Annotated in this window: 16 protein-coding genes, 4 tRNA genes, 1 pseudogene and 1 riboswitch; of the genes and pseudogenes, 5 read left to right on the forward strand and 16 right to left on the reverse strand. The window is 41.0% G+C overall.

The window, feature by feature from the left end; genetic code table 11:
* The first annotated feature begins 8 nt into the window (after positions 1 to 8).
* Positions 9 to 533: a YecA/YgfB family protein gene (locus M5F03_RS11190; RefSeq protein ID WP_078191372.1), complete on the forward strand. Its 525-nt coding sequence runs from the start codon at positions 9 to 11 to the stop codon at positions 531 to 533.
* Between the two features lie 80 nt (positions 534 to 613).
* Here the strand turns inward: M5F03_RS11190 and M5F03_RS11195 are convergent, their stop codons facing one another.
* The 5 genes from M5F03_RS11195 to trhO all read right to left on the reverse strand — a co-directional run bounded on the left by M5F03_RS11195 (position 614) and on the right by trhO (position 3,984).
* Positions 614 to 1,030: an ABZJ_00895 family protein gene (locus M5F03_RS11195; RefSeq protein ID WP_180023224.1), complete on the reverse strand. Its 417-nt coding sequence runs from the start codon at positions 1,028 to 1,030 to the stop codon at positions 614 to 616.
* A 124-nt stretch (positions 1,031 to 1,154) separates the two neighbouring features.
* Positions 1,155 to 1,565, reverse strand: coding sequence for an ABZJ_00895 family protein (locus tag M5F03_RS11200; RefSeq protein WP_078191370.1), 411 nt, complete (start codon positions 1,563 to 1,565; stop codon positions 1,155 to 1,157).
* A gap of 21 nt (positions 1,566 to 1,586) precedes the next feature.
* Entirely contained in the window at positions 1,587 to 2,198 is a 612-nt protein-coding gene (locus M5F03_RS11205; protein ID WP_111885305.1) for a DedA family protein, read from the reverse strand.
* A 362-nt stretch (positions 2,199 to 2,560) separates the two neighbouring features.
* Positions 2,561 to 2,857, reverse strand: coding sequence for a hypothetical protein (locus tag M5F03_RS11210; protein ID WP_249708353.1), 297 nt, complete (start codon positions 2,855 to 2,857; stop codon positions 2,561 to 2,563).
* Positions 2,858 to 3,051: 194 nt separating this feature from the next.
* Positions 3,052 to 3,984, reverse strand: a complete 933-nt coding sequence (gene trhO / locus M5F03_RS11215) for an oxygen-dependent tRNA uridine(34) hydroxylase TrhO (protein ID WP_249708354.1) — start codon at positions 3,982 to 3,984, stop codon at positions 3,052 to 3,054.
* Between the two features lie 188 nt (positions 3,985 to 4,172).
* On the opposite strand from trhO, the gene M5F03_RS11220 reads away from it, so the two are divergent.
* Positions 4,173 to 4,661 carry a DUF1289 domain-containing protein gene (locus tag M5F03_RS11220; RefSeq protein ID WP_168378110.1) on the forward strand — a complete coding sequence of 163 codons (489 nt, stop codon included), beginning with the start codon at positions 4,173 to 4,175 and terminating at the stop codon, positions 4,659 to 4,661.
* A gap of 62 nt (positions 4,662 to 4,723) precedes the next feature.
* A pseudogene (locus M5F03_RS11225) lies at positions 4,724 to 5,334 on the forward strand (LysE family translocator).
* An 88-nt stretch (positions 5,335 to 5,422) separates the two neighbouring features.
* Here M5F03_RS11225 and ribB read toward each other — a convergent pair.
* A complete protein-coding gene (gene ribB, locus M5F03_RS11230; RefSeq protein WP_249708356.1) occupies positions 5,423 to 6,082 on the reverse strand; it encodes a 3,4-dihydroxy-2-butanone-4-phosphate synthase in 660 nt (219 codons plus the stop codon).
* A gap of 103 nt (positions 6,083 to 6,185) precedes the next feature.
* Positions 6,186 to 6,339, reverse strand: a riboswitch (FMN riboswitch).
* Positions 6,340 to 6,510: 171 nt separating this feature from the next.
* Here ribB and M5F03_RS11235 point away from each other — a divergent pair.
* Both M5F03_RS11235 and M5F03_RS11240 read left to right on the forward strand, forming a co-directional pair.
* A complete protein-coding gene (locus M5F03_RS11235; RefSeq protein ID WP_249708357.1) occupies positions 6,511 to 8,352 on the forward strand; it encodes a DUF2157 domain-containing protein in 1,842 nt (613 codons plus the stop codon).
* The gene (locus tag M5F03_RS11240) at positions 8,352 to 8,963 is read left to right on the forward strand and encodes a GDYXXLXY domain-containing protein (protein WP_249708358.1); all 612 of its coding nucleotides are present in this window, start codon (positions 8,352 to 8,354) and stop codon (positions 8,961 to 8,963) included. The genes M5F03_RS11235 and M5F03_RS11240 overlap by 1 nt, the downstream gene beginning before the upstream one ends.
* Positions 8,964 to 9,094: 131 nt before the next feature.
* Here M5F03_RS11240 and panD read toward each other — a convergent pair whose 3' ends face one another.
* The 10 genes from panD to lolB form a co-directional block, all read right to left on the reverse strand.
* Positions 9,095 to 9,475 (reverse strand): aspartate 1-decarboxylase, encoded by a 381-nt coding sequence (gene panD, locus M5F03_RS11245; RefSeq protein WP_078191363.1) that lies wholly within the window; start codon positions 9,473 to 9,475, stop codon positions 9,095 to 9,097.
* A 150-nt stretch (positions 9,476 to 9,625) separates the two neighbouring features.
* Positions 9,626 to 10,201 (reverse strand): aminoacyl-tRNA hydrolase, encoded by a 576-nt coding sequence (gene pth / locus M5F03_RS11250; RefSeq protein WP_078192180.1) that lies wholly within the window; start codon positions 10,199 to 10,201, stop codon positions 9,626 to 9,628.
* Between the two features lie 20 nt (positions 10,202 to 10,221).
* Positions 10,222 to 10,518 (reverse strand): 50S ribosomal protein L25, encoded by a 297-nt coding sequence (rplY, locus tag M5F03_RS11255; protein ID WP_249708359.1) that lies wholly within the window; start codon positions 10,516 to 10,518, stop codon positions 10,222 to 10,224.
* A gap of 98 nt (positions 10,519 to 10,616) precedes the next feature.
* Entirely contained in the window at positions 10,617 to 11,570 is a 954-nt protein-coding gene (locus M5F03_RS11260) for a ribose-phosphate pyrophosphokinase (RefSeq protein ID WP_078191360.1), read from the reverse strand.
* Positions 11,571 to 11,607: 37 nt separating this feature from the next.
* A tRNA-Gln gene (locus M5F03_RS11265) sits at positions 11,608 to 11,682 on the reverse strand.
* A gap of 91 nt (positions 11,683 to 11,773) precedes the next feature.
* Positions 11,774 to 11,848 (reverse strand) — tRNA-Gln (locus M5F03_RS11270).
* A 28-nt stretch (positions 11,849 to 11,876) separates the two neighbouring features.
* Positions 11,877 to 11,951, reverse strand: a tRNA-Gln gene (locus tag M5F03_RS11275).
* 38 nt (positions 11,952 to 11,989) lie between these two features.
* Positions 11,990 to 12,064 (reverse strand) — tRNA-Gln (locus M5F03_RS11280).
* A gap of 3 nt (positions 12,065 to 12,067) precedes the next feature.
* Entirely contained in the window at positions 12,068 to 12,907 is an 840-nt protein-coding gene (gene ispE / locus M5F03_RS11285; protein WP_249708382.1) for a 4-(cytidine 5'-diphospho)-2-C-methyl-D-erythritol kinase, read from the reverse strand.
* A gap of 28 nt (positions 12,908 to 12,935) precedes the next feature.
* Entirely contained in the window at positions 12,936 to 13,514 is a 579-nt protein-coding gene (gene lolB, locus M5F03_RS11290; RefSeq protein ID WP_180034449.1) for a lipoprotein insertase outer membrane protein LolB, read from the reverse strand.
* Between the last annotated feature and the right edge of the window lie 6 nt (positions 13,515 to 13,520).

Consider the following 13,520-nt stretch of genomic DNA (forward strand, 5'->3'; position numbering starts at 1 on the left):
GATTTGAAATGAGTGCTTTAGATTTAGACCTTTTGAGTGACTATCTAGACGGCGATGACAACGAGCATGGTCTAGATTTTGCAGCGACTCATGGTTTTTTATGTGCAATTGCAGTAGGCCCAGCTTTTGATAAATGGCTAGACGAACTTTTTGATAACAATCAGAAAAAAGTACCTGCTGAAATTATAGCACAAGTAAAAGCATGGCTCGAATCGATTCGTCAGAATCTTGCCAATGAAGATGGTATTGAATTTCCATTTGAAATTGAAGAAGCCGATGTTGAATCAAGTCTTGGTGACTGGAGTGTTGGCTTCGTTGATGCCATGTTCCTAAACGAAGATGCATGGTTCACCGATGAGTTTGAAGAACAATTGGTAGATTTAACTTTGCCAATCATGGTGTTCAGCGGCATTGATGAAGAAGATCCACAAATGGAATCTTTCCGTCGTAATGGTCAGTTGATGGATGAACTTGCAGAAGAAATCCCAACCAATTTGAACGAATTATATTTGATGTATCACACACCAAATTAATTTCGACGAAATTTAAAAAAAGCACCTTGGGGTGCTTTTTTTAGCGCTATACCTTTTCAATTCAAAGTTAGTCTAAAGGCTTAACTACGTTTGGCTTTTAAGAAGCTCTTTGCCATCCATCCAAAAGATAAAGCCAACATGAGATAATGGATGAATAAGCTAAAGCTGATAGCAAGCAGCCAGACCCAAGCGGGTAATTGCGTTAGCGCCATTTGAATAAAGGCTTGGGTTTCAGGGAAGATCAAGAGACAAATGACAGTCGCGACGACACTAATCAGTACGGAAGCTAAAATACAGCTCCAAATCAAAGTTCGCTTTTCTAACTTATTTGGCACTCGCTGATGGTCTTTAACAAAGCTAGATGCTGCAGCAAGACCGCCAACGATGAGACAGGTAATAGATGAACCACCAGGTAAATCAAAGAAAGATTCGATGGCTGCGACAGCAACCATGGCGAGTGCATAAGCAATGCTAAATGTGATGATGTATTTTTTCATTATTTAATGTTCATGTTTTCATTATATAAAGTGCGAGTATAACTTACCTGAAGTGTCTTCACTGAATTTTAACTTTCATTGAAGTGGTGATGATTTAAATTTTAACGCAATACATTGAAAAAATTTATAATTTTTTAGCGCAATAGTCTGCATACCAACCATAGGCAATATGAAATATTGTGCCATGAATGGCGACCAAACAAAGCATAACCACAGCAGTTAGCCCAATGCCTGCATTATCCACAGACTTCATAATGCTTTCGGCATTGGGATTCATCAGCACCAAGAACAGCACAAAAAAGCTACCAATGATGATTGCAACGGCACTGGAGCCCCAAACCAGTTGGATCTTTTCATGGTTGCTAGGCACACGTTGTTCTTTCTTTACAAAATGCCCAACGCTGATTAATGCACATGCCACCAATGTAGGAATTAATGTAATACCACCAAGATTTAATCCAAAAATTAATACGGTAATCAAAAGCACCAAGGCGATGCTATAAACAGCAGCAAAGTGTAGGAGATAGTGTTTCATTTAAGCCCCAAAAACAAAAAATTAACGAGGTCGACGTTGATGTCGACGGTACAAAATCCAAGCAATAATGATGACTGTGATCAGAATAATCACATGGCCAACTTTACTAAATATTTGCTGCATTAACTGCTGATTTTCACCTAAATAAAAACCCATACAAGCTAAAAAAGTGGTCCAAATAATCGTACCTAAACCACTATAAAACATAAACTTCCAAAATGGCATGCGGCTCATTCCAGCAGGAATACTAATGAGAGAACGCACAGCTGGAATCATTCGTCCGAAAAATACAATGCGGTGACCGTATTGCTCAAACCATGCTAGAGATTTTTTTACATCTGCCGATTTGATAAATAAATACTTTCCATAGCGATCGACGAAGTGAAAGATGGATTCATGCTTAAATTTATAACCAATCCAATATAGCAATGCAGCCGCCAGTAAAGAACCGACACAACCTGAAATAATGACACCAATGAGGAGTAGTTGACCTTGGGAGGCAGAATAGCCAGCCGAGGGCATGATGATTTCTGAGGGGATTGGGGGGAAGACATTGTCAAGGAACATGAGTAGGGCAATACCGAGATAACCCAATTGTTCCATGATTGAAATGATCCATTCAGTTAAAGTCATGGTAGCTAAGGCAGAGAAAAGGTGTATTTATCCTATGTTGAAAAGCGCAGTGGGTAAAGTTCCGTTTTAAATATTCCTGAAACCACCTAAGTAAAACAACAAATATTGAGTTCATCTTGTCTTAAGTAGCACGTAGGCTCAATGAGAAGGAAAAGTATGAATACGTGATGGCATTAAGCAATGCTGAATGATATAAGGTTGAATAATTGAAAGGCTTGAATCATAGTTTTTATAGTATTGAGTGTACGCTGTTCAGTTTGGATTTTATTTAGATTTCGGAGCTTTAGCAGCTTTAAAAATCGTTTTATGTACTGAACAGCGTAGGACAAAGTTGCAATAAGTAGCGTTGCAAGGTGCATAAATTAATCATCATGTTCCATATTTAATAGTGTGTGAATATAGACTTGGCGTAAGCTCAGAGATAAAGCAAATGGAATCACACAAAGTCCAAGAATGTTGAGCATAGTGGGGTGTAAGTGCAATGTATAAGCAATAAATAAGGCAAAAATTGCACCAATGCATGTAGCAACACTGACTATCAAAATATGCGACTGTTGGTTAAGAAGGTGTTTTAATTCTCCTACACTTTCTTTTACACGGGGAGCGGGTAAAGCAAGGCGCCTTGAGGTTGCAATTGGAGAGTTGATTAATTTTGGCATAATGCTTTCCTTTTCAATTATCTATAATGATTTTCTCGGATCAATTGATCAGAATAAGCATAAATGCGCGAACTGATTCTCGTAAATAACCAGATATAGTTATTTTGTCAAAAAAATTAAGTCACTGTTGAGAATGCGTAAAAAAAGCCCTAAAAATAGGGCTTTTATTTATATATCGTTACAACAAATTTTTCTTAGAGACGCTTACGTTTTGCTGCCACAATTTGTGATTGACGCATACGGAAGCCTGCTTTTTGCTGTTCAGTAGTTTTGTCGATACAGTATTTGCATGATACGCCGTGTTCGTAGCTCGGAAGTTCAACTTCAGCAGGAGCCAGTGGCCAACCGCATGCGTGACATTTGATATTTTCGCCTTCTTCCATACCGTGAGTGACAGCAGTACGACCGTCAAATACGAAACATTCACCTTCCCACAAGCTTTCTTCAACAGGGGTTTCTTCTAAATATTTTAAGATACCGCCTTTAAGGTGATAAACCTCATTAAAGCCTTCTTGAAGTAAAAGTGAGGTTGATTTTTCACAGCGAATACCGCCTGTACAGAACATGGCAATTTTCTTATCTTTATGCTGCTCAAGCTCTTTTTTCACGTATTCAGGAAATTCACGGAAAGTCTCAGTTTTCGGGTCAATCGCACCCTTAAATGTACCTGCTTTGTATTCATAGTCGTTACGTGTATCAATTAGGATTACGTCATCACGTGCAATTAGTTCATTCCATTCTTTAGGATCAAGATAGTGACCGACTAAATCACGTGGTTTCACTTCCACACCTAAAGTCACGATTTCCTTTTTCAGTTTGATCTTCATTTTACGGAATGGTTTATCCGTACTATGCGATTCTTTGTATTCCATCGCATTAAAGCCTTCATTGAGAAGGAATTGATGGATGATATCTACAGATTTACGGTCACCGGCAACAGTACCGTTAATACCTTCACCTGCCACAATTAGAGTACCGCAAAGGTTGATGGTTTTTACCAAGTCTAAAAGACGTTGTTGAAGATCGGCAGGATCTTGAACTTCTTTGAATTGATAAAGTGCGGCAACAACCCAACCAGAGGTCGCTTGCTGTTCTACAGGTGCAAGCTGTTCTACAGTAGCGTTCATGGAGTACTCCAAATGAATAAACAGGATAAAAATTAAGGCGCACATTCTACCGTGATTTGGATGAATAAGCGAGTAAAGCGATGGCTTTTAACCACACATTTGATCATAGCTTCATTTCAGTAGTTTTAGCGTGTATAGTCATGCCGACTTGTTTTTATCCCATAAATATTGATTGAATGGAGCCGGTTTTGAGTACTGATCGTCGAATTGCCTCGTTAACCCCATGTGCAGGGCGTTGTTCTACGGTATTTGGTGATTCAGTCTGTCGTGGTTGCCGCCGCTTTAACCATGAAGTCATAAAATGGAATACCTATACAGCAGAGCAACACACGGCCATTTGGTGTCGTTTAGATGCACAATTAGATCAAATTTTAATACCGATGTTGCCTCAAGCAGATATCATCCATGTCGAAGGCTTTGTCTTGTCTAAGCGAGTTCGCTTACGTCCAGATGCAAGCAAAGGCCGTAAACTGTATCACGCACTCAAGCTCTGCGAAAAAAACCGTCATTTCACAGATGAAAGTGGACTCGGGATACATTACAAACAGGTGCGACCGTTGTGGGATGAATTTGAGCGTCGTGTTTTGGCACTCGCCACAGCCAGCTATGATTTGGCATTTTTAAGAGCAGATGCCATTCGCTTGCATTTATTGCAAAACATGGATGAAGAGGACTAAGTCCTCTTTTTTTATGTATGAAATTTATCGTGATGTAAAAAAATAAGTGAAGGAATCTCAGCGTGAATTATTCGGAGTACTTTTTATATTGTGTGGCAGTCATCGTGATGATTGCAACACCTGGACCTGTCATGCTGTTGGTCGCAAGTTCAGGTTTACAAGGTGGATATAAAAAGGCATTTCAAACCATTGTCGGGACAAATTTTGCGTCACTGATTTTGATTGTGCTGTCAGTGTGTGTTTTAAAAGGCATTTTAAATGTTAATGCGCATTGGCTCGATGGTATCAAAATACTGGGTTGTTTATATATTGCTTATATTGGATTTGATATTTTAAAAGAAGTAACTATACAGCCCACTGCACAATCTCTGCAGTTAAAAGCAGCACAAGGGGGGGTAAGCAAGGACTAATTGTGGGGATTTCAAATCCTAAGGATATTATTTTCTTCGCGTCATTTTTTCCGCAGTTTGTAGGAATTACTCCTCATCTTAATCTGAGTTTAATTGTGTTGACCCTGAGTTGGATCGTTTTAGATTTCGCAACCTTGTCTTTGGTGTATTTGTCTTTTCATCGATTGTCGAAATCACGCTGGTATAAAAAATTGTTGGCACTGTGTGGGTTGATTTTAGTGGTAGTTGCCATCTACGGGATCTATAGCATATTCACGGTTTAATTCTTAACTTGAAATGTGCAGTAAAAAATAAAAAAGGCTGATTCAATCAGCCTTTTTTATGAACGTGTAGAGCTTTAATTAATTCGCACTAGAGATTGTGCTGTAAACGATATTGCACAATTTCTTCAATGGTGAGTACAGTCAAATGATGGGTTTGTGCATACGCTAAAACTTGTACGCCATTCGCCATTGTGCCGTCTGGGTTGGTTAATTCACACAAAACACCTGCGGGTTTTAAACCGGCCAGACGTGCCAAATCAATAGTCCCTTCAGTATGCCCACGACGGGTCAATACGCCGCCTTCACGCGCACGTAAAGGAAAAACATGACCCGGACGGTTTAAGTCACTAGCCACAGCACCATCTTTAATTGCGGCTTTGATTGTAGTTGTTCGGTCTTTTGCTGAAACGCCAGTAGTAACACCTTCCGCAGCTTCAATGGTGACAGTAAAGGCAGTTTTAAAATGGCTAGAGTTATCAGACACCATGGGTGGAAGTTCTAAATGATTGGCTTGAGCATCGGTTAAACACAGGCAGACAATTCCTGAACCGTCACGAATCATACGTGCCATGGTTTCTACAGTGAGTGTTTCTGCAGCAACAATCAGGTCGGCTTCATTTTCACGGTCAAAATCGTCCATGACTAAAACAGGCTTGCCTTGACGAATGTCTTCTAAGGCTTGCAGCATGCGCTGTTCTGCAGGTGGAAGGGCAGAAAAGAAAATTTCGGGTTGAATTAAACTAGACATTGAAACGCTCGCGTAAATTTTAGATACGGTTGAACATTTCAGGACATGTGAAATAGTGGCGTTACGATATATATTGAAAATGATCAATGATATAGAGATGTGACGTCGTCTTCTTTCATCCGGACTATACCGTCGGCTCAGGTATTGCACCTGATCTGCGAATCGCGTTTAAACGATTGGCTCGTGGGCTTTTTTCAGGGCTTTCAACCCAGCAAATTTACCACCGGTGGGGAATTTCACCCCGCCCTGAAGCGATGTGTCTTTAGTATAGACCTGTTTGAGTGATGATGGGGGGATTATTGCTTAGAATCATTTGCAAAATTTTAGATAAGTAAAGTTATAAGATTGGATTTGTAAGCATTTATATAAAGTGTGTCAAAGCATGCTATCGTGCCGATAAATCAACCATGATTGCATAATGATAAAAAATGACCGTTCCTCAGCATTCTCAGCAGCAGAATATAAAGCTGCATCGTTCACAGTTAGATCAAGAGTTTTCAACAGATCTGTTTCAAGATGTACAGGTTATTCGGTATCTGCAAGTGATTGGTGTTGCACTGATAGCTGCCAGTTTCGTGTATTTGATCGCGGCAAACTGGTTGATGTTGCCAAAATTCATTCAATTGGCAATTCCAATGTTGCTGTTGCTACTGAGTGCTGTGATGAGTGTATATTTTGCAAGGCATGCTTGGATTCAGCAAAGTTTAGATGCTTTAAGTGCTTTGTTGCTCGGATTGAGTTTGGCTGTGATTGGGCAGGTCTATCAAACAGGTGCAGACAGTTATCTGTTGTTTTTGGTGTGGGTTTTGCTGCTTTTACCTTGGTTATATCGACCGAATATCGGAGTCTTTGCGGTACTGTGTTTGATCAGCCAATTGGCATTATTTTTATATTTTAAACAAAGCTATTTAATCGTTGATCATTCATGGTGGTATTTACTTTGTATGAATATATTGACGGCAATATGTGTGACCTTGTGTTTGAAATATTATGCTGCACTGCGCTTTGTATTTATTGCATTCATTACATTAATGTCGATGTATTGCATGTTTTTATACTGTGGAAATGGGGCAGATCAGTATCAATGGCAATATTTAATTTTTGCATTGTTGCTTCCAATTTATCTGATTATCTATTTTTATCGACAACATCGTGCATTAGAAACCAGTTTACAAGCTGCAGGTCTCGCCGCGAGTTTCAGTATTTTGATTTTCCAATGGGCAGAACATATTTTATCTGACTCGAGTGCAGGATTGTTGGTTTTTGCCTTGCTGATATTTGCTTGGTTTGCGGTGATCAGTTGGGCACTGATGAAATTTCTGCCACAGACTAAATTTGCGGTTATTCCTTTAGCGATTGGGGCATGGTTGGCAGGCATTATTTTATCGAGCTTATTGCTGACCTATTGGAAAGCGTTTTCGATCGTCATGGGCTTAGTTTTTGTGGCTGTGGCTTGGTGGTTGATTCGAAGTGCTAAAATTGTCTTTAGTCGCCAATTTGCTTACTGCTTATGGGTATGTGGCCAATCTGCGGTCTTCATACATACAGAGAGCTTAACCAATAGCATTTCGTTTATTTTAGTGTTGCAAATTGGCGTTATCTTGCTCTGTTTGTTTAGTCGAATGCATTGGTTTATTGTTTTTATTCAACTCATTGCAGGATACGGCCTTGCAGTGGCCACACTATTTGATGCCGATCTTTTTATGAGCGATGAACATGTCATCTTAGCTGTGATTGGATTGAATTATATTCTACTCATTTTCTTGCTCGGGAGTGCAACAGCTTGGTTGCACACGATGTATCGAAAAAGTGTTGTGTTATGGATGTTATGCATCGTATTGGCGGGTGTGGTGTTGCAGACGTTGTCAAATAACGTTCTACAGTTTGAACAGACCCAACATGGTGTTCTTGACCTGTTTATCGGTTATCTGTTGCCTGTAGTTTGGCTTGGCCTTTACATCGCAAATCAGAAAAAACAGGCGGGGAGCGAAAAATGGCCGTTACTGCTATTGGGTCTTGTGCTGATTGCGATGGGCTATTTTGGAATTTTCTTGTTATTGGTTTTATTGGCATGGGCGCAGGTCTATCAGCAATCTTTGGTTAAAGCCCTGAGCATCGTGTTGATCATTTTTAGCTTATGGATGCTGTACTACAATTTGGGTCTGAGTTTTTTATTGAAAAGTTTAACGATTTTGATCTCTGGCCTTTTGCTGCTTGGCATTACCAAGATGTTATCTGCGATACAGCTTAAACAAGGGGGAGATGTGTGATGAACATACTCAATAAAAAAATGCTTCCTATTGGTTTGGCTGTACTCAGTATTCTTTTATTTGTGCTGATGATTGCACGTCATGAATGGTATCTGGCAAACAGTCAGAGTATTTATGTAAAGCTGCAGCCTGTCGATCCACGCTCTTTGATTCAAGGGGATTATATGGCCTTGAATTATCAGCTCTATTTTGGGGGTCAGTCATCAAAAGAGCAATCTGCCAATAGGCAGACAGCCAAAGTGAACGATGCTGAAAATTTACACCGTGATTATTTTGTCGATCAAAAAAGTATTGTGAGTTATGTGCAGCTTGATGCACAGCGTAGAGTGATTCGAACCAGTTTCAACCCAGAGTTGTTAGCGCAGTATCCAAGCTCATCTACAAAACTGGTGCTCAAAAATCCTGACAATAGATTTGAGGGTTTATATCCCGCTGCGAGCAGCTTTTTATTTGCTGAAGGCTTGGAGTCGTGCTATCGCGATGCGCAATATGCAGAGCTAAAGGTACAAGAAAATGGTCAGCCTTTGTTGGTGGGTTTGGTCGGAGAGCATTTACAGCCCTTTGATTGTAAACAAAACCAAGCATGGTGGAAGGGCCCGAGAGCAGGGTAGATAAATTGAGCTGTTGAGTTATATGTAGTGATATGCGTCTAATACTGAATTTTTGCAGTCAATAATGCATAGTTCAGCCATAAAAAAGCCCGCAAATTTTGCGGGCTTTTTAGAATCTTTAAATGCTTGAATTAAGCGACTTGAACTGGAATACAGTTCGCTGTGTGGTTCACCGTGTTGTTTGGGTTCGCATAGACTAAGCGTGGCTTATGTGCATTTGCTTCAGCTTCTGTGAAATCACCAAAAGTTGCGATAATCAACAAGTCGCCAATATCTGCTTGGTGAGCAGCACCGCCATTTACAGAGATAATGCCAGAACCTTCTTCACCACGAATGGCATAAGTGGTAAAACGCTTACCATTAGTCACGTTCCACATATGAATTTCTTCATATTCACGGATACCGGCTAAATCTAGAAGAATACCGTCAATTGCACAAGAACCTTCATAATGTAATTCTGCTTGTGTAACGACGCAACGGTGGATTTTAGCTTTTAATAAACGAGATAGCATGGCTAGCGTCTCCTTGGTAGACCTAAGATCGTATCTTATGGTGGAACAATCTCTTGAATGCTGGGTGAGCAGTCAAATGCAAGCGCATTTTGCTCTGAAATCATTCAGATGGCAATAAGTATTGTTCAACAATTTGTGGAATTGTCAGTTCTATTTGTAAGCGTTGATCTGGTTCATGGCTTGCTGAATCTCACCACTTACCAACAATTTAGTACGTGATAAGGCATGTGCAATAGCATCATCCATTAAACCTTGTTCACTACTTGGTGCTTTACCTAAGACATGGCCTGAGACACGTTCTTTAGAACCAGGATGCCCAATACCAATACGTAAACGATGGAAATTTGGACCAATATGCGGGACGATATCGCGCAAACCATTATGACCACCATGACCACCGCCAGTTTTCAGGCGAATGACACCAGGGTTCATATCAAGTTCATCGTGTGCGATAAGTATTGCTTCAGGAGCAATTTGATAGAATTTGGCGAAGGGAACAACACTTTGACCAGAGAGGTTCATAAAGGTTGTGGGTAACAGCAGACGAACGTCTTGACCTTCGATATTACCACGACCACTGATGCCTTTATATTTAGGATCAGCTTTGAGTTGGATGCCATATTGTTCTGCAAGGCGTTCTACAAACCAGAAGCCTGCATTATGGCGGGTTTGGGCATACTCAGAACCTGGGTTACCCAAACCAACAATCAGTGAAAGTTTACTCACTCATTTACACCATTTAACACTTATGCGCGTTTGAAGTCAGCGTGCATAGGAGTGTTTTTAGCTGGGTGACGTTGTAAAGCTTGGATTTTAACGCTTTCAACTTTACCGTCGATGTTGATTTCAACAACTTCTTCAAAGAATGCGTTGTTTTCTAAAGCTTTAACAAGTTCGCGAAGTTCCAAAGTAACTGCTACAGGTTCAGCTGCACCACCGTAGATGATTGCTGGTACTTTATTTTGAAGACGAAGGCGGCGGCTCGAACCTTTCCCTTGTACTGCTTCTTCACGTGCTACTGCATTTAATACGAAGTTTGCCATGATAGACATTCCTATTTAAGTTTAATTGACTAGACCTTCGACCAGTCTAGTGATAGAAAGCCCCACCAAAAGGCAGGGCTTTTAAATTTAGCGCTATATTATAGATAAGAATCGAACATTGCGCTAATAGATTCTTCGTTGTTAATACGACGAATTGTTTCAGCAACCATACTTGCAACTGAAACTTGGCGAATCTTACCAAGAGCTTGAGCTTCTTCTGAAAGCGGAATAGTGTCTGTTACAACCAATTCGTCAATCACAGAGTTTTTCAAGTTTTCTAAAGCTTTACCAGAAAGTACAGGGTGAGTTGCGTAAGCAACAACTTTGCGAGCACCAAAAGTTTTTAGTGCGTCAGCAGCTTTACACAATGTACCTGCTGTATCCACCATATCATCAACGATGACACAGTCACGGCCTTTAACGTCACCGATCAAGTGCATTACTTGAGATTCATTCGCTTTTTGACGGCGTTTGTCGATGATCGCAAGATCGATATCACCCATTTGCTTAGCTACAGCACGCGCACGTACTACACCACCAACGTCAGGAGAAACAACCATTAAGTTGTCGTGTGACTGTTGACGAAGATCTGCTAAAAGTGCAGGAGTACCGTAGATGTTGTCTACAGGAATATCGAAGAAACCTTGGATTTGGTCAGCATGAAGGTCGATCATGACAACGCGGTCAATACCAACAGTTGTGAGCATATCTGCAACAACTTTTGCTGTAATTGGCACACGGCTTGAACGTGGACGACGGTCTTGACGAGCATAACCAAAATAAGGAATGACAGCAGTGATACGACCAGCACTTGCTCGACGCAAAGCATCAGCCATAACTAAGATTTCCATAAGGTTATCGTTAGTTGGAGCACAAGTTGGTTGTACGATGAATACGTCTTTACCACGAACATTTTCAGTAATTTCGACAGCGATTTCACCGTCAGAAAATTGACCTACAGATGCAGCACCTAGAGGGATGTGAAGGTGGCTAACGACTTTTTGGGCGAATTGTGGATGTGCAGATCCACTAAAAACGACAAGATTGGGCATGAAGCACCCTTGGCGGTTGGCAAATTGGAGAATTAGATGGCAGGGGCGGCTGGATTCGAACCAACGGATGCCGAGATCAAAACCCGGTGCCTTACCACTTGGCGACGCCCCTAATGCGGCAGAACTTTAATATTTTTACAGTATTTTGTCAAGTTGAAACAACAAAGATACTGCAAATTATGCTCTGTCTTTTTTGAAGTAAATGGCAGGGGCGGCTGGATTCGAACCAACGGATGCCGAGATCAAAACCCGGTGCCTTACCACTTGGCGACGCCCCTAAATTGATGAAATAGCGAATAAAGTAAATGGCAGGGGCGGCTGGATTCGAACCAACGGATGCCGAGATCAAAACCCGGTGCCTTACCACTTGGCGACGCCCCTAATACTTTACAGCAATTACATCTACAGGTGAAAAATGATGGCAGGGGCGGCTGGATTCGAACCAACGGATGCCGAGATCAAAACCCGGTGCCTTACCACTTGGCGACGCCCCTATATCAAACTTCAAAATGACGTAATGGTGATTCTTGCAAACTGCGAACCAAGTAAGATTTACATGGTGCATTTTTCAATATGTCATCAATATTCATATTTTCAGTCACTTCAGTAAATACACAAGCACCTGTACCTGTAAGCTTTGCTGTACCGAACTGATCTAAGTACCGCATTGCTTCATCGACTTCGGGATATAAGCTTCGTGCCACAGGCTCAAAGTTATTTCCAAAATCAGATGGCGTTTCCTGATAGCCGCAAAATTTAGTGGGCTTTGAGTCTCTTGTCAACGTTTTTTGTGAAAAAAGCAGTTGAGTGCTGATAAAACAGTCAGGTTTTAACACAATGTACTGTTTTTGAGCTAAATCTATGAATGTTAAGTGTTCACCGATGCCTTCTGCCCATGCATTTAGACCATGTACAAACACGGGAACATCTGCCCCAAGTTGTAAGCCGAGCTCTGCAAGTTGTTCGGTATTTAAACCGCATTTCCATAGTTGATTAAGCACGATTAGGGTGGTGGCTGCATTGGATGAACCACCGCCGAGCCCTGCACCCATCGGAATATTTTTTTCAATGTGGATTTTTTGTGCAGTCAGTGCTTTAGCAAACGGTTTGAGTATTTGAGCAGCACGATAAATTAAATTGTGCTCTAGATTGACGCTGTTTAAGCCCTCAATTTGAATAAAATTTACATCAGCAGAATTTGCAAGTGGGTGAAATTCCATCCAATCCGATAAATCGATGAGCTGAAAAATCGTTTGTAATTCGTGATATCCATTCGGACGTCGGCCAGTAATGTGCAAAAACAAATTGAGTTTTGCAGGAGAAGGTACACGAATCATGGAAGTCATAGTTCAGCTTTTAGGCAAATTAACGATTTTGAATCACCATTGTAATACGGTTTTCCTGACCGGATTCAAGTGCTTGTTTTAAAATTAACTTGTTCGGTACCGTTGCAGTTTCATTATAACTCAGGTCTACGGTCCAACCATCTTCAATAATCTGTTGTGGGCGCTGCGCAGTATCGCGTTGAATTTTTGCTTGTGTGGTTGCAGGGCGCGCCTGTACCCAGTCGATGAGGTGGGTAATGGGAGCTTGCCAACCGGTAGCACGCTCGAGTAATTCTTCTGGTGTTGCTGCTTCAATCAAACCGGTTTTTGCACTATTGAGTTGAACTTGACCGGGTTTACCGCTGATTTGAGTTTTTCCAACACCTAATATGCCACTCAGTTCAATGTCATATTCATTGCGGTCTTGAACCCAAGTAAAAAAAGCACTTCCTGACTGTTGTGGCGTGCGCACACCAATCTTACCTTGTAAGTTGAATTGATTTGCAGCGACCTCTTCAGGGCTGGGTTGAGCGGGTGTTTTGACATATTGCTGACAACCGGTAAAAAATAAAGCACAGCAGGTCAGGGCAGATACCCCAAATTTTGAAGATACTTGCATAAAGTC

This window comes from Acinetobacter amyesii (assembly GCF_023499985.1).
Classification (GTDB): Bacteria; Pseudomonadota; Gammaproteobacteria; order Pseudomonadales; family Moraxellaceae; genus Acinetobacter; species Acinetobacter amyesii.

Bases quoted from the DNA above. Each gene is read 5' to 3' on its own strand.
- panD (WP_078191363.1), bottom strand. From the start codon at position 9,475: ATGCTATCTCGTTTATTAAAAGCTAAAATCCACCGTTGCGTCGTTACA.
- M5F03_RS11205 (WP_111885305.1), bottom strand. From the start codon at position 2,198: ATGACTTTAACTGAATGGATCATTTCAATCATGGAACAATTGGGTTAT.
- M5F03_RS11195 (WP_180023224.1), bottom strand. From the start codon at position 1,030: ATGAAAAAATACATCATCACATTTAGCATTGCTTATGCACTCGCCATG.
- M5F03_RS11210 (WP_249708353.1), bottom strand. From the start codon at position 2,857: ATGCCAAAATTAATCAACTCTCCAATTGCAACCTCAAGGCGCCTTGCT.
- M5F03_RS11260 (WP_078191360.1), bottom strand. From the start codon at position 11,570: ATGCCCAATCTTGTCGTTTTTAGTGGATCTGCACATCCACAATTCGCC.
- M5F03_RS11240 (WP_249708358.1), top strand. From the start codon at position 8,352: ATGAACATACTCAATAAAAAAATGCTTCCTATTGGTTTGGCTGTACTC.
- ribB (WP_249708356.1), bottom strand. From the start codon at position 6,082: ATGTCTAGTTTAATTCAACCCGAAATTTTCTTTTCTGCCCTTCCACCT.
- lolB (WP_180034449.1), bottom strand. From the start codon at position 13,514: ATGCAAGTATCTTCAAAATTTGGGGTATCTGCCCTGACCTGCTGTGCT.
- M5F03_RS11200 (WP_078191370.1), bottom strand. From the start codon at position 1,565: ATGAAACACTATCTCCTACACTTTGCTGCTGTTTATAGCATCGCCTTG.
- M5F03_RS11190 (WP_078191372.1), top strand. From the start codon at position 9: ATGAGTGCTTTAGATTTAGACCTTTTGAGTGACTATCTAGACGGCGAT.
- M5F03_RS11235 (WP_249708357.1), top strand. From the start codon at position 6,511: ATGACCGTTCCTCAGCATTCTCAGCAGCAGAATATAAAGCTGCATCGT.
- ispE (WP_249708382.1), bottom strand. From the start codon at position 12,907: ATGATTCGTGTACCTTCTCCTGCAAAACTCAATTTGTTTTTGCACATT.
- trhO (WP_249708354.1), bottom strand. From the start codon at position 3,984: ATGAACGCTACTGTAGAACAGCTTGCACCTGTAGAACAGCAAGCGACC.
- rplY (WP_249708359.1), bottom strand. From the start codon at position 10,518: ATGGCAAACTTCGTATTAAATGCAGTAGCACGTGAAGAAGCAGTACAA.